20 protein-coding genes are annotated in these 24,241 nt (G+C 42.0%); 16 read left to right on the top strand and 4 right to left on the bottom strand.

Going from position 1 to position 24,241, the window contains the following annotated elements:
* Nucleotides 1-363 precede the first annotated feature (363 nt).
* The 3 genes from egtB (at nt 364) to L1286_RS18995 (ending at nt 3,555) form a co-directional block, all read left to right on the top strand.
* Nucleotides 364-1,638 carry an ergothioneine biosynthesis protein EgtB gene (gene egtB / locus L1286_RS19005; protein WP_235408598.1) on the top strand — a complete coding sequence of 425 codons (1,275 nt, stop codon included), beginning with the start codon at nt 364-366 and terminating at the stop codon, nt 1,636-1,638.
* On the top strand, nt 1,638-2,633 hold the full coding sequence (locus L1286_RS19000; protein WP_235408597.1) for an L-histidine N(alpha)-methyltransferase: 996 nt from the start codon (nt 1,638-1,640) through the stop codon (nt 2,631-2,633). Before egtB ends, L1286_RS19000 begins: the two co-directional genes overlap by 1 nt.
* 106 nt (nt 2,634-2,739) lie before the next feature.
* On the top strand, nt 2,740-3,555 hold the full coding sequence (locus L1286_RS18995; protein ID WP_235408596.1) for a PhzF family phenazine biosynthesis protein: 816 nt from the start codon (nt 2,740-2,742) through the stop codon (nt 3,553-3,555).
* 246 nt (nt 3,556-3,801) lie between these two features.
* On the opposite strand, the gene nrdA is transcribed toward L1286_RS18995, so the two are convergent.
* The 3 genes from nrdA to ubiG all read right to left on the bottom strand — a co-directional run bounded on the left by nrdA (nt 3,802) and on the right by ubiG (nt 7,777).
* Nucleotides 3,802-6,087, bottom strand: coding sequence for a class 1a ribonucleoside-diphosphate reductase subunit alpha (nrdA, locus tag L1286_RS18990; RefSeq protein ID WP_235408595.1), 2,286 nt, complete (start codon nt 6,085-6,087; stop codon nt 3,802-3,804).
* Nucleotides 6,088-6,422: 335 nt separating this feature from the next.
* A complete protein-coding gene (locus L1286_RS18985) occupies nt 6,423-7,070 on the bottom strand; it encodes an HAD family hydrolase (protein ID WP_235408594.1) in 648 nt (215 codons plus the stop codon).
* Nucleotides 7,067-7,777: a bifunctional 2-polyprenyl-6-hydroxyphenol methylase/3-demethylubiquinol 3-O-methyltransferase UbiG gene (ubiG, locus tag L1286_RS18980; protein WP_235408593.1), complete on the bottom strand. Its 711-nt coding sequence runs from the start codon at nt 7,775-7,777 to the stop codon at nt 7,067-7,069. Before ubiG ends, L1286_RS18985 begins: the two co-directional genes overlap by 4 nt.
* A gap of 181 nt (nt 7,778-7,958) precedes the next feature.
* On the opposite strand from ubiG, the gene gyrA reads away from it, so the two are divergent.
* The 13 genes from gyrA (at nt 7,959) to L1286_RS18915 (ending at nt 22,977) form a co-directional block, all read left to right on the top strand.
* On the top strand, nt 7,959-10,637 hold the full coding sequence (gyrA, locus tag L1286_RS18975) for a DNA gyrase subunit A (protein ID WP_235408592.1): 2,679 nt from the start codon (nt 7,959-7,961) through the stop codon (nt 10,635-10,637).
* 187 nt (nt 10,638-10,824) lie between these two features.
* A complete protein-coding gene (gene serC, locus L1286_RS18970; protein ID WP_235408591.1) occupies nt 10,825-11,907 on the top strand; it encodes a 3-phosphoserine/phosphohydroxythreonine transaminase in 1,083 nt (360 codons plus the stop codon).
* Nucleotides 11,907-13,187, top strand: coding sequence for a 3-phosphoshikimate 1-carboxyvinyltransferase (gene aroA, locus L1286_RS18965; protein ID WP_235408590.1), 1,281 nt, complete (start codon nt 11,907-11,909; stop codon nt 13,185-13,187). The genes serC and aroA overlap by 1 nt, the downstream gene beginning before the upstream one ends.
* A gap of 153 nt (nt 13,188-13,340) precedes the next feature.
* A complete protein-coding gene (cmk, locus tag L1286_RS18960) occupies nt 13,341-14,048 on the top strand; it encodes a (d)CMP kinase (RefSeq protein ID WP_235408589.1) in 708 nt (235 codons plus the stop codon).
* A gap of 97 nt (nt 14,049-14,145) precedes the next feature.
* Nucleotides 14,146-15,813 (top strand): 30S ribosomal protein S1, encoded by a 1,668-nt coding sequence (gene rpsA, locus L1286_RS18955; protein WP_235408588.1) that lies wholly within the window; start codon nt 14,146-14,148, stop codon nt 15,811-15,813.
* A gap of 60 nt (nt 15,814-15,873) precedes the next feature.
* On the top strand, nt 15,874-16,164 hold the full coding sequence (gene ihfB / locus L1286_RS18950; protein ID WP_063357208.1) for an integration host factor subunit beta: 291 nt from the start codon (nt 15,874-15,876) through the stop codon (nt 16,162-16,164).
* 48 nt (nt 16,165-16,212) lie between these two features.
* Complete coding sequence (locus L1286_RS18945; protein ID WP_328284242.1) at nt 16,213-16,449, top strand: LapA family protein; 237 nt, start codon at nt 16,213-16,215, stop codon at nt 16,447-16,449.
* Nucleotides 16,446-17,582 carry a lipopolysaccharide assembly protein LapB gene (locus L1286_RS18940; RefSeq protein WP_235408587.1) on the top strand — a complete coding sequence of 379 codons (1,137 nt, stop codon included), beginning with the start codon at nt 16,446-16,448 and terminating at the stop codon, nt 17,580-17,582. Before L1286_RS18945 ends, L1286_RS18940 begins: the two co-directional genes overlap by 4 nt.
* Nucleotides 17,583-17,618: 36 nt before the next feature.
* Entirely contained in the window at nt 17,619-18,323 is a 705-nt protein-coding gene (gene pyrF, locus L1286_RS18935) for an orotidine-5'-phosphate decarboxylase (protein WP_235408586.1), read from the top strand.
* A 154-nt stretch (nt 18,324-18,477) separates the two neighbouring features.
* Nucleotides 18,478-19,800, top strand: coding sequence for a DASH family cryptochrome (locus tag L1286_RS18930; RefSeq protein WP_235408585.1), 1,323 nt, complete (start codon nt 18,478-18,480; stop codon nt 19,798-19,800).
* A gap of 4 nt (nt 19,801-19,804) precedes the next feature.
* A complete protein-coding gene (locus L1286_RS18925) occupies nt 19,805-21,253 on the top strand; it encodes a cryptochrome/deoxyribodipyrimidine photo-lyase family protein (RefSeq protein ID WP_235408584.1) in 1,449 nt (482 codons plus the stop codon).
* Nucleotides 21,254-21,258: 5 nt separating this feature from the next.
* On the top strand, nt 21,259-21,402 hold the full coding sequence (locus tag L1286_RS18920) for a DUF2256 domain-containing protein (RefSeq protein ID WP_235408583.1): 144 nt from the start codon (nt 21,259-21,261) through the stop codon (nt 21,400-21,402).
* A 3-nt stretch (nt 21,403-21,405) separates the two neighbouring features.
* On the top strand, nt 21,406-22,977 hold the full coding sequence (locus L1286_RS18915; protein WP_235408582.1) for a cryptochrome/photolyase family protein: 1,572 nt from the start codon (nt 21,406-21,408) through the stop codon (nt 22,975-22,977).
* Here the strand turns inward: L1286_RS18915 and L1286_RS18910 are convergent, their stop codons facing one another.
* Nucleotides 22,978-24,177, bottom strand: coding sequence for a hypothetical protein (locus tag L1286_RS18910; RefSeq protein WP_235408581.1), 1,200 nt, complete (start codon nt 24,175-24,177; stop codon nt 22,978-22,980).
* Between the last annotated feature and the right edge of the window lie 64 nt (nt 24,178-24,241).

Raw genomic sequence — 24,241 nt, 5'->3', positions numbered from 1 at the left:
GTTAAATAGTACGATTTAAAGGGGTAGCCAACGGGGCGAGACTCCCCGCTGGCTAACATATCGGTTTTTAAATCAAAGCTATTGCTGTGGCTTTTCGTGTGTTGCATAAATCCTTTGTGGTTACTAATTAATGATATAGGAATCGGTTGAACTTGACACATGTACATCGTTATACAATCTTCATTGTTTAGTATTTGTTAATTTATATGCTTCCAAACTGTAACGCACTCAATATTGAAGTGAAGTAAGTAAAAGGTGCAGGCCTTTTCTGGGAAGTAAATCAAGATTAGAAAAGGCTTGAGTTTGCCGGGTAGAGCAAGCAATAAATAGCCACAATATAAATAACTTTGAGTTAGGTAGCTTATGAATTGGATTACATTAAGCAGTACTGAAAAATCTCAGTACTTTATTGATGAGTACCTCAGCATAAGAGCGCGTTCAACGGCGTTATGTTCGAATTTAGCCATTGAAGACTTCGTTGTGCAACCTATGGCAGATGTGAGCCCACCCAAGTGGCACTTAGCGCATACAACGTGGTTTTTCGAAGAGGTTATTTTAGCGAAATACGTTTCAGACTACTCAAGATTCCATCAGCAATATCGTTATTTATTTAATTCTTATTACAAGTCGGCTGGCCGGCACTGGAAACAAAGTCAGCGGGGTGAATTGTCAAGACCGACTGTAGATGACGTATTCCGGTATAGAAGGCATGTAGATAACCTGATGGTGAATTATTTATCTACGACTATCGTGGATGATGAAATCTTCTCTTTATTGGAGGTTGGGCTTCACCATGAGCAACAGCATCAAGAGTTATTACTCATGGATATTAAATTTATTCTGGGCGGTAACCCAATTGATTCCATTTATAGTAAGAAGCAACTCAACGCATCGTCATTAGTGAATCCCTCATGGCAGTCATTTAGCGAGGGAATATACGAAGTTGGGGCTTTGGAAAGCACGTTTGCATACGACAACGAAAAGCCAAGGCATAACCATTATGTATATTCCTTTGCGATGAGTGACTGTACAGTCACCAATGGTGACTATCTTGCGTTTATTGAAGATGGCGCGTACGACCATGCGGCATGGTGGCTGAGCATGGGATGGGACTGGGTATGTGATAACCAAGTAGCTCACCCATTGTACTGGCGAAAAATCGACAATAAATGGTATGAGTTCACACTTCACGGGTTAAATTTAATAGATATCAATGCGCCTGTCACACACATTAGTTATTTTGAGGCGGATGCATACGCAAATTGGAAAGGGGCCAGATTACCAACTGAGCAGGAGATGGAAGTGTATTTGACCTCGGGTGATGATCGTTTCTTTGATAAGCCAAGATGCTACAGGCCAGAAAATGAAGGTGCGGATTTTTTTCACCCGACAAAAAGTGACGCACAATTTGGTCAAGTTTGGTGTTGGAGTAAAAGCCATTATTCTGGTTACCCAAGATATAGGCCCTATCAAGGAATGTTAACAGAATACAATGGCAAATTTATGTGTAGTCAGTTTGTTTTAAGAGGTGGATGTGTAGCAACACCGACAAGCCACTATCGCCATAGTTACCGCAACTTTTACGCACCGCACCAGCGTTGGATGTTTTCGGGTATTAGATTAGCTAAGGATATTTAATGACACATTTTAGATTACTGACACAAAATGGGCAGGGGCACGATGCAGATGAAGAGCAACTAGCCATAGAGGTACTTACTGGCCTAACCGCGGAGCCAAAGCACTTATCTGCTAAGTACTTTTATGATGATAAAGGCAGTGAGATTTTTCAAAAGATCACCCAGCATCCAGATTATTATCTAACAAACAAAGAGGTGGAAATTCTCACTCGAATTAGCTGCCAGTTAGCGCATTTAATTGATGAGCAAGAAATAGATATTATTGAACTTGGTGCAGGTGATGGGCATAAGAGCCAGTTGATCATTGATGGGTTTTTAAAAAGTGGGTGTAAAGTAAACTATTACCCCATCGACATCTCAGAAAAAGCGATGGTGATGTTACGAGAAAACATTAGACCAGACAGCAGCTTAGCAATTCATGGTGTTGTAGCTGAGTATTTTGAAGGTTTAAAACTTGTCAGAAGTCAATCATCAAATAGACAGTTGGTTCTGTTTCTGGGCTCGAACATAGGGAACTTTAACCGTGAGCAAAGCCAAGGTTTTTTGAGAAAGTTGTGGATGAGCTTGAGCGCATCTGATTACATATTAACCGGTTACGATTTGAAAAAAGACGTCAATAAACTGACCGCGGCTTATAACGATGGCTCAGGACTGACGGCGCAGTTTAATCTGAATTTATTACATCGTATTAATCAAGAGCTGGGAGGAAACTTTAAGCCTGATAAATTTCAGCACTATGGAATTTATAACCCGGTACTTGGTGCGATGGAAAGTTATGTGCTATCCACCGAAAAGCAAGAAGTTTACATTAAAGCATTGCAACGCGTGTTTCATTTTGATGCTTATGAACCCATACATTTAGAGTACTCGTTTAAATTTACAAAAAAAGATATTGAAGACTTATGCGAGCAAACGGGATTTACATTAGTTCAGAATTTTACCGATGCAAATGAACATTTTATTGATTCATTGTGGCAGGTGACAAAAGAGGTATAGCAGACCTTTAGCTTGCCAACTGCAGCAAATAAATTGTGACTCGAAAAGCGTGTAAAACAAGGTGAAAAAGAAAGGTAAACTTTAGTTTCTGAGAAGGTCAACTTGTATGAGAAGCCACTATATACGGCAAGTGTTTTGCTCAAGAGAATATGTCGGTAATCTCGCATGTGTTCATTTATGTAAGGCGCTGTCTGAATTTAAAGATACAGTATGCCTTCAAGCTGAAGCGCAAAATTATGGCATCTCAGCCACGGCTTTTGTCTTTGTTAACAAAAGTGGGGCGCATTCGATTAGGTGGTTTTCACCCCACTGTGAAATTCAGTTTTGTGGGCATGCAACGCTTGCGGCAGCGGATGTATTGATTTCAATTTTAAATACTTGCCAAGATAGACTGTATTTTGAGTCTAGCAATCGCATAATTTGTGTCACACGACAGGGCGCTGGTAACTACATGATGCATGTATCTTTGTCTGAGCTAAAAGTCAGCAAGCCATCAAAAGTGCTTTTATCGCTGTTTGGTAAACAGCTGACTCACTTTAAAGAAACGGAGTCCTCGGATGGTTATCTGGTTGCGCGGCTGCCGACAAAAAAGAGTGTGGCTGACTTTGATTTTAACGAACTAAAATACAGTCAGCTTACACGTAGGGCATTGATTGTTACGTCGTGTGAGCCACATAACTCAAGGTGCCTGTATTTTAGATATTTTGCCCCTCAATATGGCGTTCGAGAAGATCCTGCAACCGGTTCCGCAGCGCCTATTTTAGCGGCGTTTTGGCAATTACAACCTCATCAAATTTACAGTTGTCATCAACTATCCGCGCAAGGTGCATTCTATCAAATATTACAACGCGACAATGACCTCTGTGTTGTTGCGGATGTAAGTGTACCAAGTCAACACTCTGCTTTATGTAATATTAAATAGTCTAAGCGCGGCAAGTGCCCTGATTATGTACTTGCATTACTTACTCCGTTCATTGATACAATAAATATTTTATTTGTGTAAAGGCGGTCGACAGCAATGTTAAACAGGTTGAAAGGTAAAGGGGCGGGTTAAAACCGCTAAGGCGGAGTCTGGCTAAATAAAGTGAGTTTAATCGCGTTAAGCACGTATCAATTTGAAAAAAAGCCCAGCATGAAAACTGGGCTATTTCGATAATGATTGTCTTATTTAAATCTTACAAGCACCGCCTTCACAGCCATCATCTTCTGCTTCAGGCTTTAATTCATCCTGTGCATCAGCTGCACCGTCTCGAGTATTGTGGTAGTAAAGTGTCTTAACACCAAGTTTGTACGCTGTAAGCAGGTCTTTCAACAACAGTTTCATCGGGACTTTCCCGCCTTCAAACTTCGTCGGGTCGTAGTTTGTGTTCGCCGAAATTGTTTGGTCGATGAACTTTTGCATGATACCAACAAGGCCAAGATAACCATCATTTGAAGGAATATCCCACAGTAATTCGTACTGTTCTTTCAGTTTTTCATACTCTGGTACAACCTGTTTTAAGATGCCGTCTTTACTCGCCTTAACACTAATGTGTCCGCGAGGAGGCTCGATACCATTCGTCGCATTTGAAATCTGTGAAGATGTTTCAGACGGCATCAGTGCAGAAACGGTAGAGTTTCTCATACCGAATTCTTTGATGCTTTCTCTTAGCGCATCCCAATCTAAATGAAGTGGTTCATCACAAATTTTATCGACGTCTTTCTTGTAAGTATCGATAGGCATAATACCTTGCGAGTATGTCGTTTCATTGAACTTAGGACATGCACCGCGTTCTTTCGCAAGCTCATTTGACGCTTTCATCAAGTAGTATTGAATTGCTTCAAACGTTCTGTGTGTTAGCGCATTCGCACTGCCGTCAGAGTACTTCTTACCGTTTTTCGCTAGATAGTATGCAAAGTTAATAACACCAATACCTAACGTACGACGACCCATCGTAGCTGTGTGTGCCGCTGGCACTGGATAATCTTGGAAATCTAGCAGGTTATCAAGCGCACGAACAGCTAGTTCAGCAAGTTCTTCAAGTTCAGATAAATCTTTGATTGCACCTAAGTTGAATGCAGACAGCGTGCACAGTGCAATTTCGCCTTCAGCGTCGTTTACATTGTTCAGAGGCTTAGTTGGTAAAGCGATTTCTAAACAAAGGTTGGATTGTCTGATAGGTGCAACTTTTGAGTCAAACGGGCTGTGTGTATTACAGTGGTCAACGTTTTGTAGGTAAATACGACCTGTGCTCGCACGTTCTTGGGCAAACATAGAGAAAAGTTCAATCGCTTTGATGCGTTTTTTACGAATTGACTCATCTTGCTCATACTTAGTGTACAGCTCTTCAAATAGTTCTTGATCTTCAAAGAACGAATCATACAAACCTGGTGTGTCTGAAGGACTGAACAATGTGATGTAATCGTCTTTTAAAAGGCGCGTGTACATGGTTTTATTGAACTGAACACCATAGTCCAAGTGACGAACTCGGTTTTCTTCAACACCACGGTTGTTTTTAAGAACCAGCAAGTTCTCAACCTCTAGATGCCAAAGTGGATAGAAAAGGGTTGCAGCGCCACCACGCACCCCCCCTTGCGAACAGCTTTTAACAGCAGTTTGGAAGTGTTTATAGAACGGGATGCAGCCCGTGTGGAACGCTTCACCGTTACGAATAGGGCTACCTAGTGCACGGATCCTACCGGCATTCACACCAATACCTGCACGTTGGCTAACATACTTAACGATTGCAGATGACGTCGCATTGATTGAGTCAAGGCTATCATCGCACTCAATCAATACACACGAGCTAAATTGACGTGTTGGTGTACGGACACCCGCCATGATCGGTGTAGGTAATGAGATTTTAAACTGAGACACTGCATCATAAAAACGTTTAATGTAATCAAGGCGAGCATCTTTGCTGTAATCAGAGAATAAACTCGCAGCAACAAGCATATATAAGAACTGAGCGCTCTCGTATATTTCGCCTGTTACACGGTTTTGAACTAGGTACTTTCCTTCCAATTGTTTTACTGCGGCATAGCTAAAAGTCATATCGCGAGCATGGTCAATGTATTCATTAAGTTCATTGAGCTCTTCACGTGTATAGTCTTTCAATAGGTGCTCGTCGTAGCGCTTTTCTTCCACAAGCTTGACAATATGGTCGTATAGGTGTGGTGGCTCAAACTGACCATATGCCTTCTTTCTAAGGTGGAATACTGCTAAGCGAGCGGCCAAGTATTGATAATCTGGCGTATCTTTAGAGATTAAGTCAGCAGCCGCTTTGATGATAGTCTCATGAATGTCTTCAGTACGGATCCCATCATAAAACTGGATGTGAGATTTTAACTCTACTTGAGAGACTGAGACATTATCCAAGCCTTCTGCGGCCCAAGTTATCACACGATGAATTTTATCTAAATCAAGCGGTTCTTTACGACCGTTTCTTTTACTGACAGATAATTGTTGGTTCATAAGCTATGCCTGTATTCCCAAGTTCTATATATTGGTTAGGAAATCACCACTAGATATGGTGCCTATTTGAAAGTGCATCACAAGATAGTGTGGTTATTTGTAATTTGCAATAGAACAAATGAGCCCAGATTGTGGATAACATTGGGATAAATTCTTTGTGTTAGTCTTTACTAACCTACAATTATCCACGATGTCTGAGCCCTTAAAAAAATCAACTTCAATACAAGGATTTTTGTCTTTTTTTGGTAAAAATTCTGAGTGATTTTTTTATGTTCAATTTCGCTCAGTGCTAAGTGTAAGACACAATATGTAGTGTCTCAAATTATAATTTTTCACTATATGTGCGAAATTATATCAATTGGGTGTTCTAAGTTTAGTTCTGCACCCCATGAGATGGCATCCTCTCGTGAAGGGATAAAGCCCCACAGTGCAGAAACTGAACGCATCCGAGCTGCATGGGCAGCCTCAATATCTCTTTGTGCATCGCCGACGTAGAAACATTGCGTCGGATCTACACCTAGCTGCTCGGCTGCTAACAGTAAAGGCTCAGGGTGCGGTTTCGCGACTTTTAATGTATCTCCACATACGACAACGTCTATGTCGGCCAAATCAGGGATCTGTTGTAGAAGGGGCCTTGTTAAGAAGCCTGGTTTATTGGTCATGATGCCCACAGATATATTCATTAATTTGAGTTTTTGCAATAATTCAGCAATGCCGTCAAAACAATGAGAGTGCACCGCAATATTTTGCGCATAACTATCTAAGACTTGTTGTCGAAGCACTTCAACATCGTAATCTTGAAGTGCTTCACCAAATCCCACCTCAAGCAACGCTTTTACTCCATTAGAGATAGCAGGACTATACGCACTTCTAGAGACGGTCGGCCTACTATGAGCGCGCAGCACTTGATTTAATGCGCCACCTAAATCTTCACTTGTATTGAGTAAAGTCCCATCTAAATCGAAAATTACAGCTTCGGTCATGCTAATTTCTCAAAGTGAAGAAGGTAATTCACACTCACGTCATCACTAAGAGTGAATGTTTTGGTAAAGGGGTTATAGCTGATCCCCGCTGAATGACGCACTTTTAAACCGTGTTGCTCTGCCCAGCCGATTAAGGTTGAAGGTCTAATAAACTTGTTATGGTCATGTGTGCCTTCAGGCACCATCTTCAATAACTTTTCAGCAGCAACAACAGCTAACAAATACGCTTTGTGTGTTTTGTTCAAGGTCGAGAAGAAGACACTTGCACCTGGCTTTGCGGCTTTAGCGACTGCACCAATAATTGCAGCAGGATCTGGGACATGCTCTAGCATTTCCATGCAGGTCACAACATCAAATTGTTCAGGGTTTTCATCGGCAAACAACTCTGCGGGTATTTTTTTGTATTCAACAGAAATGCCACTTTCAAGACTATGCAATTTAGCAACGTTCAAGGGCTCTTGCCCCATGTCAATACCCGTAGCTTCTGCACCGAGCTTGGCCATACTTTCGGTCAAAATACCGCCACCACAACCAACATCGAGTACTTTCTTTGCGAAAAGCCCAGTACTTTTGTCATTAATAAAGTCTAGTCGTAGTGGATTGATGTCATGTAGAGGTTTAAATTCACCCTCTGTATCCCACCATCTTTCGGCGATTTCTTCGAATTTCGCGATTTCTTCGTGGTCTACATTTTGATGTTCGGTCATAAAAAGCTTCCTCGTTTATCTGGGCGCATTGTATTGGCTATTTATAAAAATACCAGACATTTTACGACTGCAAATTAGATTTATCTGTGTTAGTATCGGCAGCCGAATAAATAATAACTTAACCCTTTGGCACCAATAGTGTGACATAAAAGGGCAAGACTCTGAAGGAAAGTGGTATCAAATGACTGATCTCGCCAATGAAATCCTCCCAGTCAATATTGAAGATGAATTGAAAAATTCATACCTAGATTACGCGATGAGTGTAATCGTAGGGCGTGCATTGCCAGACGTACGTGACGGTTTGAAGCCCGTTCACCGCCGTGTGCTTTTCGCAATGAACGAATTACGCAATGACTGGAACAAACCATATAAAAAATCAGCTCGTGTAGTCGGTGACGTTATCGGTAAATACCACCCTCATGGTGACAGTGCGGTTTACGACACAATTGTTCGTATGGCTCAGCCTTTCTCTCTTCGCTATATGTTAGTGGATGGTCAAGGTAACTTCGGTTCAGTAGATGGCGACTCTGCAGCTGCGATGCGTTACACCGAAGTTCGAATGGCTAAAATGTCCCATGAACTTTTAGCTGATCTAGAAAAAGAAACGGTAGACTACGTACCTAACTATGACGGTACAGAGCAGATCCCTGATGTTTTACCAACCAAAGTACCTAACCTGTTAGTAAATGGTTCATCTGGTATCGCAGTTGGTATGGCGACCAACATTCCGCCACACAACTTGACTGAAGTGATCAACGGCTGTTTGGCTATCATTCAAAACCCAGACATTACCATTGAAGAGTTAATCGAATATATTCCTGGACCAGATTTCCCTACGGCGGCAATCATCAGCGGTAAAAAGGGGATCGAGCAAGCCTATAAAACTGGCCGCGGTAAAGTGTATATCCGAGCTCGTGCAGAAATCGAAACTGACGAGAAAACCGGTAAAGAAACTATCATCGTCAATGAAATCCCGTACCAAGTTAACAAAGCAAGGTTGATTGAAAAAATCGCTGAGCTGGTAAAGGATAAAAAAGTTGAAGGTATCAGTGCACTGCGCGATGAGTCTGATAAAGACGGAATGCGTATTGTTATTGAAATTAAGCGTGGTGAAGTCGGCGAGGTTGTTCTTAATAACCTTTACGCACAGACTCAGTTACAAACCGTGTTTGGTATGAACATGGTTGCGCTTGATAACAATCAACCTAAGTGTTTCAACCTAAAAGAAATGCTAGAAGCGTTTGTTATCCACCGTCGCGAAGTTGTAACACGTCGCACAGTGTATGATTTACGCAAAGCCAGAGACAGAGCACACACGCTTGAAGGCCTTGCTATTGCACTAGCAAACATCGACCCAATCATTGAGCTAATTCGTAAGTCACCAACGCCATCGGAAGCGAAAGCTGCATTAACAGCACGTGCGTGGGAACTGGGCTCTGTTGCCCCCATGCTTGAACGTGCGGGTGAGCAAAATGTAGCAAGACCTGATTGGTTAGCGGATGAACTTGGGATCAGAGATGGCCAGTATTACCTTTCTGAACAACAAGCACAGGCAATTCTTGATTTACGCCTACATAAACTGACTGGTCTAGAGCATGAAAAGATCTTAGGTGAGTACCAAGAACTACTCGACTTGATCGCAGAGCTACTTCACATTCTTTCATCGCCAGAGCGCTTGATGGAAGTTATCCGTGATGAGCTTGTTGAGATCAAAGAAGCATATGGCGATGAGCGTCGCACAGAAATCACAGCTGCGGCACACGACATCAGCCTAGAAGATCTTATCAACGAAGAAGACGTTGTTGTAACGCTATCTCATGAAGGGTATGTAAAATATCAGCCATTATCTGATTACGAAGCACAGCGTCGAGGTGGTAAAGGTAAAGCAGCGACAAGAATGAAAGATGAAGATTTCATCGAGCGTCTACTTGTTGCTAATACACACGACACAATTCTTTGTTTCTCTACTGCTGGTAGATTGTATTGGTTGAAGGTATATCAATTACCACTGGCATCAAGACAGGCACGTGGTAAGCCAATAGTGAACTTACTGCCGTTAGAAGCCGATGAACGTATCACCACAATTTTGCCAGTTCGTGAATATGAAGAAGACAAATACGTCTTGATGGCAACGGCCAATGGTACAGTTAAGAAAACACCACTGACTGCATACAGCCGTCAGCGTGCAAGCGGTATTATCGCTATCAATTTGAACGAAGGTGATAACCTGATTGGTGCAGATATCACTGATGGTAGCAATGACATCATGCTATTTACCGACCATGGTAAGGTGGTTCGTTTTAACGAGAAGCTGCGTGACTCAGAAACTGGAGAAGTGAAACTAGATCCTGAAACAGGCGAAGAAATGTTAGCGTTACGTCCAATGGGCCGTACAGCAACAGGTGTTCGTGGTATCAAGATGCCAGAGGATGTAAAAGTCGTTTCATTGATTGTACCTAAGAACGATGGCGCAATTTTAACTGTAACCGAAAATGGTTACGGTAAGCGAACACCACTTGAAGAGTACCCGGCGAAGAGCCGTGCAACGCAAGGTGTTGTGTCTATCAAAGTTACTGAGCGTAACGGCAATGTTGTTGGTGCGGTTCAAGTAGAAGACAACAATGAAATCATGCTTATTTCAAACCGCGGTACATTGGTAAGGACACGAGTAAATGAAGTGTCAACGGTTGGACGTAACACGCAAGGTGTTATCCTGATCCGTACCATCGAAGATGAGCAAGTGGTTGGGCTTCAGCGTATTGAAGAAATCGAAGTGGATGACTTTGAAGAAGATGTCATCGACGAGGCGTCAGGTGCTCAAGCACCAGAAAATACACCTGAACAAGACTCAGAAGAATAATAAAAGCGGCTTAGGCCGCTTTTTTATTAAAAAAATTCAATCAAAATAAATTATTTAGCAGATAATTTTGTTTCATCAATCATTGTATTTGATGTAAATTCATAGACTACATATTTAATTGTTCAGCGTGTTTAAACCCGTTGAGCATTTGTCTTACATAACGTCTTTTATTTGGAATGAGGAAAAAATGACCGTTTATAATTTTTGTGCGGGGCCAGCTATGTTGCCTCCAGCTGTAATGGAGAAAGCCCAAGCCGAATTCATTAATTGGCAAGACCTTGGTGTTTCTGTTATGGAAATAAGCCACCGCTCAAAGCCGTTCCTAGCGTTAGCGAAAGAGTGTGAAGCTAGCTTAAGAAGGCTAATGAACATTTCAGATGAGTTCGAAGTACTCTTCATGCATGGCGGTGGTCGTGGCCACTTTGCAGCAGTGCCGCTCAATCTGCACCTAGATGATGCACCTGGTGTCTATGTGGAAAATGGTATTTGGTCTGTTGGCGCAACAAAAGAAGGCGCCAAGTTTACGACCGTCGAGGCTGTAGATATTAGAACCGATGCCAATGGGCAGTTTGATATTTTACCTGTGGAAAAATGGAATTTACCTGAAAAGGCGTCGTTTATTCACTATTGTCCTAATGAAACCATAGACGGCATCGAAATTTTTGATGTGCCGAAGCACTCAACAGCGCCGATTGTTGCGGATATGTCGTCTATGATTTTGTCTCGCGAAATTAATGTGGATGATTTTGACCTTATTTATGCTGGTGCACAAAAGAACATCGGTCCTTCAGGTTTAAGCATAGCGATCGTGCGCAAAACGCTCCTAGAGAGAGAGGGGCTGCCAAAACCCGCGATACTAGACTACGCAATTGAGGCGAAGCAAAATAGTATGTATAACACGCCGCCAACGTATGCGTGGTATTTAGCTGCTGAGGTGTTCAAATACTTGGAATCAATTGGTGGCGTGCCTGCAATGGAAAAACACAACAGGGAAAAGGCAGCGCTTCTGTACGACTATATTGATAGCGCTGAGTTTTACTTCAATAAAGTAGCACCAGATTGTCGTTCTTTAATGAATGTACCTTTCTGGCTTAAAGACGACGCGTTGAACGAAAAATTCTTAGTTCAGGCTGAACAAAATGGCTTAATGGCACTTGAAGGGCACCGCTTTGTAGGTGGTATGCGTGCGAGTATATATAATGCGATGCCGAAAGAAGGTATTGAAGCGCTGATTTCATTCATGAAACGCTTTGCTCAGGAGAACAGCTGATGGAACAACTCCCGCTTAAGCCGATTAAACAGGTGTCTGGTAAGGTAACATTACCCGGTTCGAAAAGTTTATCCAATCGAATATTGTTGCTTGCTGCTTTATGTGATGGTGTGACCGAAGTTACCAATTTATTAGACAGTGATGATATTCGTCATATGCTTGGCGCACTTAAAGAAATGGGTGTGGCAGTGCAACTTAATGAAGATAAAACGGTAGCAACTGTACATGGTACAGGGGGTAAATTGCTCACGCCCGAAGAGCCATTATTCTTAGGTAATGCTGGCACCGCATTTCGTCCTTTAACAGCAGTTTTGGCCGCGACGCAAGGCAAGTTCACTCTAACAGGTGAACCCAGAATGGAAGAAAGGCCAATTGGTCACTTAGTTGACGCCTTAGATGCATTGGGTGCTGACGTAACCTATCTAAAAAATGCGCACTATCCACCGTTGGAAATTGCTGGCAAAAATATTGCTGGTGGCAAAGTGGAAATTGATGGCAGTATTTCAAGCCAATTCTTAACTGCATTACTGATGGCTGCGCCTTTGTTTACAGGAGACAGCGAAATCAACATAGTTGGCGAGCTTGTTTCTAAACCTTATATCGATATCACATTAGGTGTAATGAAGCAGTTTGGTGTGGTTGTTGAACATGATAACTATCAAGTTTTCTATGTGAAAGGGAAACAAGGTTATCAATCCCCTGGAAGCATTATGGTTGAAGGGGACGCGTCGTCAGCGTCATATTTTGTCGCAGCGGCTGCTATTGCGGGTGGAGAGATAGAAATCAATGGCGTTGGTCTATCCAGTGTTCAAGGCGATATCGGATTTGCCAAAGTTATGGAACAAGTGGGCGCCGAAATAGATTGGTTCGACGAAAGGCTAGTTGTTAGAAAAGGGGAGCTTAAAGGCGTTGATATTGATGCCAATGCGATTCCTGATGCGGCCATGACATTGGCAACCGTCGCGCTTTTTGCCGAAGGCAAAACAGCAATCAGAAACATCTACAATTGGCGAGTGAAGGAAACAGACAGGTTATATGCAATGGCTACGGAGTTACGCAAAGTCGGTGCCGAAGTGATTGAGGGAGAGGACTTTATAGAAATAACCCCGCCAACAGAATTTAAGCTTGCAGAAATTGACACGTACAATGATCACAGAATTGCAATGTGTTTCTCGATGGTTGCAGTAGGCGGGAAGCCTATTGTGATTAATGACCCGGGTTGTACTGCAAAAACCTTCCCTACCTACTTTGACGTGCTTGCTTCAATTTCTCAGTTTTAACTATTTAATAGGTGTGCAATCGCACACCTATTACCTGAAAAGAATACAAATGTACAAACAGAACAAAAAGTTACATGTTGATAAGGATCTATTCATGAAACTTGCGTATAATAGGCGCCGATTTATATAAGGTGTGCATTTCAGGAGGTATTAATGCAGGCTGCATTGCCCGTAATCACCGTAGACGGCCCAAGCGGATCTGGCAAAGGAACTGTATGTCGTTTGTTAGCTGAGAAACTAAATTGGGATGTTCTAGACAGTGGTGCAATATACCGCGTGCTATCTATAGCTGTGTTACATCATCAAATTGCGTTAGATAACGAAGAGGCATTGGTGCCACTTGCGGCGAACCTTGATGTTCAATTTATGATTGATAGTGAGACTAAAAAATCTAAAATTGTACTAGAAGGTGAAGATGTCACTAATACGATTCGAAATGAAGAAGTCGGTGCGACTGCATCTAAAATTGCGATGCTTCCTCGTGTTAGAGAAGCACTTTTAAGAAGGCAAAGAGCGTTTAGCACTGAAACCGGCTTAATCGCAGATGGCAGAGATATGGGCACGGTTGTATTTCCTTCAGCAGAACTTAAAATTTATCTAAACGCAAGTGCAGAAGAGCGTGCTAAGAGACGCTTTAATGAGTTGAAGGACAAGGGCCTTGATGTTACACTAGAGGGCCTTTTAGAAGATATTAAAGCTCGTGATGACAGAGATATGAATAGACCAGTTGCGCCTTTAGTGCCAGCACACGATGCTATTCATATTGATACAACGACGCTAGATGCTGAACAGGTGTTCCAACAAGTCTTAAAACTCGTTGATGAAGCTGTTTTAGCGGGAAAACTTCCGAAAGTTAGCTAATTAATTTCATAGCACTGGCAGGGCGGCTGGTGTTTTTTTAACTACCCCATGCAGCATGGTCGCTTATTGGTACATTTATATATGAGACGTATTTAGTATGTCAGAAAATTTTGCGCAGTTATTTGAAGAAAGCCTAAAGGGTTTTGAAGCAGAGCAAGGCTCTATCGTTAAAGGTACTGTTATCTCTATCGAGAACAACATCGTTCTTGTTGATGCTGGCCTTAAGTCTGAAAGTGCAATCCCTGCAGAGCAATTCAAAAATGCTGCTGGTGAACTAGAAGTTGCAGTTGGCGACGAAGTAGACGTAGCACTAGATGCAATCGAAGACGGTTTCGGTGAAACTATCCTTTCTCGTGAGAAAGCGAAGCGTCACGAAGCTTGGATCCGTCTTGAGAAAGCATGTGAAGAGCAAGAGACTGTTATCGGTGTTATCAACGGTAAAGTTAAAGGCGGTTTCACTGTTGAAGTTGATTCAATCCGTGCTTTCCTACCTGGTTCACTTGTTGATGTTCGTCCTGTACGTGACACTGCTCACCTTGAAGGCAAAGAACTTGAGTTCAAAGTTATCAAGCTAGACCAGAAGCGTAACAACGTTGTTGTTTCTCGTCGTGCAGTTATCGAGTCAGAGAACTCTCAAGAGCGTGAAGAACTACTTGCTAACCTTGTTGAAGGTCAAGAAGTTAAAGGTATCGTTAAGAACCTTACAGACTACGGTGCGTTCGTAGATCTAGGTGGTGTTGACGGTCTACTTCACATCACTGATATGGCTTGGAAGCGTGTTAAGCACCCATCTGAGATCGTAAATGTTGGTGACGAAATCGCAGTTAAAGTACTTAAGTTCGACAAAGAGAAAACGCGTGTTTCTCTAGGTCTTAAGCAACTTGGCGAAGATCCTTGGGCAGCAATCGCTGGTCGTTACCCAGAAGGCGCTAAGCTAACTGGTCGCGTTACAAACCTAACTGATTACGGTTGTTTCGTTGAGATCGAAGAAGGCGTTGAAGGCCTAGTTCACGTTTCAGAAATGGACTGGACTAACAAGAACATCCACCCTTCAAAAGTTGTTTCACTAGGTGATACTGTTGAAGTTATGGTTCTTGAAATCGACGAAGAGCGTCGTCGTATTTCTCTAGGTCTTAAGCAGTGTAAAGCTAACCCTTGGCAGGAATTTGCTCGTCTACAGAACAAAGGCGACCAAGTTACTGGTAAGATCAAGTCAATCACTGACTTCGGTATCTTCATCGGTCTTGAAGGCGGCATCGACGGCCTTGTACACCTTTCTGATATCTCTTGGAACACTCCAGGCGAAGAAGCTGTACGTGAGTACAAGAAAGGCGACGAGATCACTGCAATCGTTCTTCAGGTTGACCCAGAGCGTGAGCGTATCTCACTAGGCGTTAAGCAAATCGAAGCTGATCCTTTCAATAACTACCTAGACGCAAACAAAAAAGGTGCTATTGTTAAAGGTAAAGTGACTGAAGTTGACGCGAAAGGCGCAACTGTAGAGCTAGCTGAAGGCGTTGAAGGTTACATCCGTGTTGCTGACATCGCTCAAGAGCGCGTAGAAGATGCAACTTCTGTTGTTTCTGAAGGTGACGAAGTAGAAGCTAAATTTGTAGGTGTTGACCGTAAGAACCGTGCGATCAGCCTATCTGTTAAAGCTATCTTCGAAGCTGAAGAGAAAGAAGCGCTAGAAAAGCTTAAGAAAGAAGAGCCTGCATTTGAAAATGCAATGGCAGCGGCTTTCAAAAACGCTCAAAAAGACTAATTTTTAAAGTCTAAACAAGAAGGGCACTTTTGCCCTTCTTTTTTACCTTAAGGAAACGTTATGACAAAGTCTGAATTAATAGAAAAACTTGCTGAACAGCATGCGCATGTTCCTGTTAAAGATGTAGAAAATGCAGTAAAAGAAGTTTTAGAACAAATGGCGGGTTCACTGTCTGGCTCAGATAGAATTGAAATCCGTGGCTTTGGCAGTTTCTCTCTTCATTATCGTTCACCTAGGACGGGCCGCAATCCTAAAACTGGTGAAACAGTGGAGTTAGACGGTAAATATGTACCACACTTCAAGCCTGGTAAAGAGTTAAGAGATCGCGTTAACGCTAGTATTGAAGGCTAATTGGAGAAACCTAGTTTGGTTCGAGTTGTAAAAAAAGGACTATTGTTAGTGTTGCTGTTAGTGGCTTTTGTTGTAGGCACACAAAACCCTAATCTTGTGCAGGTAAACTTTATTGTTGCCAGTGCCAAAATGCCGTTAGCGACACTTTTAAGCATATGTCTTTTTACTGGTATTTTGGTAGGACTTTTGTTTAACCTAACCACTTTGGTAAGACTTAAACAAAAAAATCGTCAATTACATAAGGCTAACAACTTACTACTGACTAAAAATCAAAGCCAGTCATGATAGAGCTTTTGTTCTTGTTGCTTCCTGTTGCTGCAGCCTATGGTTATGTAATGGGCAAAAATAGTGCTAAAAATTTAGCGCACGAGCAAAATAGAAAAATCACATCCGAATATAGCAAAGGCCTAAAATTTCTTCTAGATCGTGAAGAAGACCAAGGACTTGAGCACCTGATTCAACTACTCGAAGTCTCCGCAGACTCTGTTGAGCATTATTTGACTCTTGCGACGTTGTTTAGAAAGCGTGGGGAGTTAGATAGAGCAATTAAAATTCATGAATTACTTATCGAGCAACCTAACTTAGACACTGAACTAGTTAAGTCTTGTCGACTGGAGTTAGCGCAAGATTATGTGATGGCTGGACTACTTGATAGTGCCGAATCTAACCTTGTTGTACTTATCAAAGCGGGCTTTGAAGACGCGCGAGAGCCAATAATTCAACTTTACTCTCAAACGCGAGATTGGGAGAAGGGAATCAACATGTATGAGGCTTATTCAGATCTATTTGTTGATAAGAACAGTTGTTCAGCAATTGCCAATTTTTATTGCGAAGCTGCATTAGACTCATGTGACCTACTTTTATTCGATAAAGCAACCAAATTGGCTCATCAGGCCATTAGGCCACTTTATGAGTTAGGTTTAGATGCTTATAATCGACAAGACAATGTAAAAGCGATTTACTATTGGCGCAAATTGCTTTCAGAATACCCACAAATTTCCCCCCTTGTCATTAATGATCTACAAACCTGCTATAAATCTTTGAATATTGCGCTTGAGTATTACGAATTAATTGAAGAGTTATTACCAACTAGTGGCGTGACTGTCAAAATTAAGCATTGCCAAGGACTTGTTGAAGCAGGGGATACCATGGCGGCCATAGAGTTTCTAACAGATAGCTTGAAAAGAGAGCCATCTATTAGAGGCTTTAGTTACTTGCTCCAATTGCTAAGTTCTAAAAACGCTAAAATACAGGATGTACTGAGTGAAATTGATCACTTGGTTACTTCATACATCGCGACGAAACCCGACTACCAGTGTCATAAATGTGGCTTTACCAGCCATAAGCTATACTGGTTGTGCCCATCTTGTAAAACATGGGAGTCGGTCGTTCCTAATCGTGGTTTAGATGGATACTAATATTCATTGACTCTTTTGAACAAAAGTAAGGTAATTATGTCAAACATTGAACTAAAAAAAGTGCTAATTGCGTTGGATTATGATGACGAAGGTGCGGCATTAGAATTTGTTTCTCAGCTGTCTCCAAATGAGTGTCGTCTTAAAGTTGGCAAAGAGATGTTTACCTACTTTGGGCCTCAATTCGTAAAAAAGCTTGTCGACCTTGGTTTTGACGTTTTTCTAGACTTGAAATTTCATGATATTCCAAACACGGTCGCTAAAGCAGTGACTGCTGCCGCTGAATTGGGCGTATGGATGGTGAATGTGCATGCCAGTGGTGGAACAGAAATGATGAGTAAGGCTAAACAAGCCCTAGCTCAGTACGGTGAAAAAGCCCCTCTGTTGATTGCTGTTACTGTTTTAACCAGCATGGATCAGGCTCAGTTGAGCAAGTTAGGTGTTGAGAAAACACCTCAAGAACAAGTTCTTTACTTGGCTAAGCTTGCTAAAGAATCAGGTCTTGATGGTGTTGTTTGTTCTGCGCAAGAAGCTGAGACTTTAAAAGCGGAGCTGGGTACTGAATTTAAATTAATTACACCTGGCATTCGCCCTGCGGGCAGCGATGCAGGAGATCAAAAGCGCATCATGACGCCCGAAAAAGCAATTGCAGCGGGCAGTGATTATTTAGTTGTTGGTCGTCCAATTACTCAGGCTGATAACCCCGCACAAGCACTCAGAGCAATTAACTCAAGTATCGCTTAATCATATCTTTATATAATGCCAGTATGTGATAGGGCGTACTGGCATTTTCACTTCTGTGCATTTCTTCAATTTTCGTCAGCAACTAATCTAAACACGCTTTTTTTACGTATTGAGCATTGTTCAATAGGTTTATCAAAAAGGGTATGGCTGAGTAATGAAAACGGGCCTCTACTGGTTTACAGACGATCTTCGCTTACAAGACAATATTTCGTTAAATGCCACACTGTACGCGTGCGATGAGGTTTTATTTGTTTATGTGTTAGATGAACGTTTATTGAAGCCTACTAATTATAATCATGCACAGCTGGGCACCTGCAAATTACAGTTTATAAAGGAGTCTTTGTTAGATTTGTCAGAGCAGTTGCAGCAGCTCGGGTATGAGTTGCTCGTGCTAAGAGGAAAGCCCAACGATGTTGTAAAAGAGATAGTCCATACGTTGAGTATCGATGTAATTGGTTGTCATAATTCTACTGGATTTTATGAGAGGAAAGGTCTACAAAAACTGACCGAGCAGCTTCCTAAAATACGATTTATATCTCAAAACAATAATTTATTGTTTGGTCATAAACAAATAGACAGTAATGCGCTGACTGGCTCATTTTCTAAGTTTCGTAAGAAAACGGCACACACTGTTGTGTACGAGCCAGTTGATAGTGTGCTCTCTGACACGCTTCCCATGCCAGTAAATAGTAAAACAGTCGAGTTAAGGAGCTGGGAATTTAGAGCTGGGCATTCTGAGCACGGTGTCGCCTCAAATTTTAGAGGCGGGGAGTTAGAAGCGCTGAATGCGATAGAAAGCTATTTCTCAGGTGAAGCTGCATCGCGTTACAAAGAAACACGCAATGAACTAGATGGATACGACAACTCAACTAAATTTAGTCCCTATCTCGCGCTGGGCAATATATCGCCAAGGCAGATAGTAGAAAGTTTGAAGTGTTATGAACACAAACATGGCGCAAATGACTCAACCTATTGGATTTTTTTCGAATTGCTGTGGAGAGAGTTTTTTCATCACAAGGCGATGATAAAAGGCAGCAAATTGTTCGCGTTTTCTGGAGAAACACACAAACGTCCTTTAACAACATACTATCCACAGCGGTTTCTGAGTTGGTGCAATGGAGAAACCCCCTTTGCATTAGTGAATGCCCTAATGCGAGAGCTCAATGCGACAGGCTACATGTCAAATCGCGGAAGACAAATAGTGGCGAGTTGCTTGGTCAATGAGTTTCAAGTTGATTGGCGCTATGGCGCCGCTTACTTTCAGCAACAGTTAATAGACCATGACGTCGCTTCAAATTGGGGGAATTGGCAGTATATAGCAGGGGTTGGTGACGATCCAAGGGGCGGGAGGCACTTTAACATCGACAAGCAAACTCAATTTTATGACCCAAGAGGAGAGTTTACTCGTAAGTGGCTGTCAAATGAGCCAGTAGTCAGCAGCGAAGTAGATATGGTCGATTGGCCTCAAGAAGGGTAATGGCGTGGCTGTTAATCTAGTGTGGTTGAAAAGAGACTTGAGATTGGCTGACAATCAGGCTTTGTTCCATGCCGCTACGAATGGTAACCCTGTTCTTCTAATGTACTGTTTTGAGCCGACCGTTTTGCGCGACAAACACACTTCTAAGCGGCATTTAACATTTATTGCACAGTCTTTGGTAGATATCAAAATGCGGCTTCCTGACGGCGCTTTGTATTGTGCATATGGTGATTGCCTAGAGGTGCTTGAACAATTGAGCCAAGTTATCGAAATTGCAGAGATTTATAGTCATCAGGAGGTTGGGTTAGGGTACACCTATGCGCGGGATAAGCAGGTTGCAAAATGGTGTAGCTCAAAAAATATTACGTGGCATGAATTTCCGCACGGTGCTGTCATCAGAGGGCTCCAGAATAGAACTAACTGGGATGAAAACTGGCAAGCGGTGATGCGAAGCAAAACTTTAAATGCTGACATCGAACATATGCGTTTTTTTACGCAAAAGGAAATGTTGACGAATCATGTGGATTTGCAGTTTTTTATTCAATCTCAAGATTGTAGCGTTTTTCAAGCGGGTGGAGAAAGTCTCGGGTGGCAAACACTCAACTCTTTCTTTGACGTCAGAGGCAGAGAGTACGCTTTTTCTTTGTCCAACCCTGACACCGCACTGCAACATTGCTCAAGGCTGTCTACTTATCTTGCGTGGGGCAACCTAAGTTTACGTCAGGTCTATCAACAAGTGTTCAAAAATTGGAATAAGCCACATTGGCGAAGGTCGTTGGTTGCATTTACCTCAAGGCTGCATTGGCACTGCCATTTTATCCAAAAATTCGAAAGTGAATGTGACATGGAGTTTAGGTGTGTCAATCGTGCTTACGAGAAAATGCCAAGAGTGACGGGCAAAGAAGGGCAACAAAGGCTGGAAGCATGGAAAAGTGGGCATACTGGTGTGCCGATGGTTGATGCATGTATGAGAAGTTTGATTGCAACGGGTTACCTTAATTTTCGTATGAGAGCGATGTTAGTCAGCTTCTTATGCCATCATTTAGCGATAGATTGGCGCGCAGGTGTGACCCATTTAGCAAGGGTATTTCTGGATTTTGAACCAGGCATCCACTATAGCCAATTCCAAATGCAGGCCGGAGTGACTGGCATCAACACGATTCGCATCTACAATCCAGTTAAACAGGGAGAAGACAAAGACCCAACAGGCCAGTTTGTTAAAAAGTGGGTTCCAGAACTTGCAAACGTCCCAGCACCGCTTGTACACAGCCCCTGGTCGCTAACCGAGATGGAGCAGATGATGTATGGGATTGAGTTGGGGGTTGATTATCCCTTGCCCGTAGTGGACCTCAAAGATAGCTATACAAAAGCACAGGCATTATTGTGGCAATGGAAAAAGCGCGCAGACGTTGCTCGTGAGTCCAAACGCGTATTGTCTGTTCATGTTAGGTAACCACCATGCATAAAAAGCTTAATTTACCAACGAAAGAGTGTGTCGTTTGCCAAAAATCGTTTACCTGGCGAAAAAAGTGGCAAAGAGATTGGGAAAACGTGAAGTATTGCTCTAAGCGGTGTGCTTCGAAGCGTAAAAAAGGGGAATAAGTAATGGTGCATGCCTATAAAACACTGCGGCTAATACTGGGCGATCAGTTGAATGCTAGTCACTCTTGGTATACTTGTAAAAATGATGACACCTTATACGTGATAGCGGAGTTACACCAAGAAACAAGTTACGTAAAACACCATGTGCAGAAAGTTTGCGCGTTTTTTGCTGCCATGCATGCTTTTAGTCAAGCATTATCGAAAGCGGGGCATCATGTCACATATTTAACGTTGGATGAGACACAGCATTTTTCCCATCTACCTAGCTTATTGGCAGATCTAATAGAGAAACATCATATCACGTTGTTTGAATACCAATTACCGGATGAATACAGACTCCGTTGTCAATTGAGTGATTTTCAAAATGAAATAAAAGTTGCCTCAAATGTATATGAAACAGAGCACTTTTACCTTTCTGACAACGAGATAAGTCGTTACTTCACCCGAGGAAAAAAACATCGGTTAGAAGCATTTTACAGAAAAATGCGAACACGGTTTAATGTTTTAATGGAAGAAGGTCAGCCTATTGGTGGTGAATGGAATTACGACAGTAATAACCGAAACAAACTGAAGCAAAAAGATTTATCTATCATCCCCGAACCTTTGATGTTTGACAATGATGTCAGTGAAATTGAAAAGCGGCTTAAACGGCATAAAGTAGACACATTTGGAGCATATCATGCACAGCTACTTTGGCCGGTAAATAGACAGCAGGCGAGGGAGCTGGTGAGGGCATTTTGCGAGACACAGCTGTCAAAATTTGGTTTTTTTCAAGATGCGATGACCTGCAAAGCGGATGACCTGTATACTAAAAAGCAATGGAGTCTGTATCACTCTAGGTTGTCATTTGCGTTAAATAGCAAAATAATCAGCCCCGCCTATGTCGTTGATACCGTTATTAGTTACTATCATAACCACGCAAATGAGATTGATATTGCGCAGATTGAGGGATTTGTTCGCCAGATTATAGGTTGGCGAGAATTTGTGCGTGGCATTTATTGGGTGAATATGCCTGAATATGCACAGCTAAATGAACTCCAAGCAAAGCGCAATTTACCGCATTGGTTTTGGAGCGGCGAAACAAAAATGAATTGCCAAAAACACGCCGTTAAACAATCTCTAGATTATGCCTATGCTCACCATATACAAAGACTGATGGTAACAGGTAATTTTTGTTTAATAGCTGGTATTGACCCAAAACACGTAGATGATTGGTACCTAGGTGTTTACATAGATGCTATAGAGTGGGTCGAAATGCCAAACACAAGAGGTATGAGCCAGTTCGCTGATGGTGGCATAGTTGGGTCAAAAGCGTATGCATCAAGCGGGAACTACATCAATAAAATGAGTGACTATTGCGCTGATTGTCAATACGACATCAAATCTGTCGATGGTCATAAAGCATGTCCAATGAACTCGTTATACTGGCATTTTATGAGCGAAAATGAAGAGAAATTTTCAAATAACCCACGCAATAAGATGATTTACGCAAGCTGGCGTAAAAAACAGCCTGAGCAAAGAGAAAGCATCCTTGAAAAGGCACGATTTTACCTCGGCTCTTTAGATGATTTGTAATTATTGATGTTCGAAGTAAATTCTATAAGTACTTGACCAAATTGGAAAATCGACGTTTGTCATGTAACAGATGAAGTCTTCTATATTGGTATCGCTCACCTCTAATAAGTATCTCAGCTTGTCGACTTGTTTTTGGTCTAGCTGAATATGGGCAAAATTGTTTTCTACAGACGTGACGCTAAGGTTCGGAAATTCAGGAAATCGTTCTGTCCACATATCGCTTGCTCTTAATTTACCTTCTTCTACTTTTTGATTGTTGTGGTAACAGCCGATATTCACTGTGCTACAACGATCTATTTGTTTTTCTAGCAGTACCATCATGGTGAGTTTTTTGACAGGGTTTTTTATTGATAGGCTCGTAGAACTGCAAGGACTATTCTGATTGAGCGGGTTCACCACCTCATCTGGGTTATTAAACACAAAGGTGACATCGCAGTTGTGTTTAGGTAAAGGGTCGAAAACAAGCCCTGAATTGCTGGGAGAGTATGTACTAAAGGAGGCAAGAAATCCGGTTGTCGAATGCTCTTTAGATACACCTAACGTAAATGCTTGCGAATCGAGTTTACTTTGATGCGTAATATTAAGTGGGGGTTCGAAGTCATCAGGGTGTGGGTGAGTGTAAAACTGTACAAATGGCACTGCCCCCGGCTCTCTCTGAATGCCCGATTTACTAATCAGTGCTGTTTCTTGTAAGTACCTTGGATCGTTCTTATTCTGACGCAAAATATAGATACAAAAAACTTCATCAACACTGAATTTTAAGAGCGCTTTCGCTGCATAATACAATTGTGCTTTTTTGTCTTGCTCTTGAGGGTGAATTTGGGGGGTTTTTATTTCATCTAAGATTAAGCGCTTGAGTTGAGCATGGCTTTTGGCATGCCTTCTCAAACACTGGCTAAACAAGGTTACCACTTGATTTAGCTGGCCTAATAAAGAGGCTGATAAATATGGTGTTACTTTTTCTATTAAAAGCGAGAGTGCTTGTGTGCCGGGCAGCTCAATTAATACCTTTAGCCCATTACTTGCTTTGCAGGCTGCAAAAAAACGTTGGCTATTTGAGCGATTATAATCCAGAAACTTTGAAAATCCGCCAATGGAGTGCGCACTGTTGTCCAAACTCGCTTGGACAGCAATAAACGTTTTTTGTATGCGTTCACCCAAGCGAGTTAACTCAGTCTTTTCTTCTTGATTCAGTCCCATGCTCTAAAAAACGTTCTCTTTCACATTTTTCCTTAGATTACATGGGACTGAAGGGTTTTTAAAG

The sequence above is a fragment of the Pseudoalteromonas sp. SMS1 genome (assembly GCF_021530565.1).
Lineage (GTDB): Bacteria > Pseudomonadota > Gammaproteobacteria > Enterobacterales > Alteromonadaceae > Pseudoalteromonas.
The sequence above is the reverse complement of the archived record's forward strand: the minus strand, read 5'-3'. Positions and strand labels throughout refer to the sequence as shown.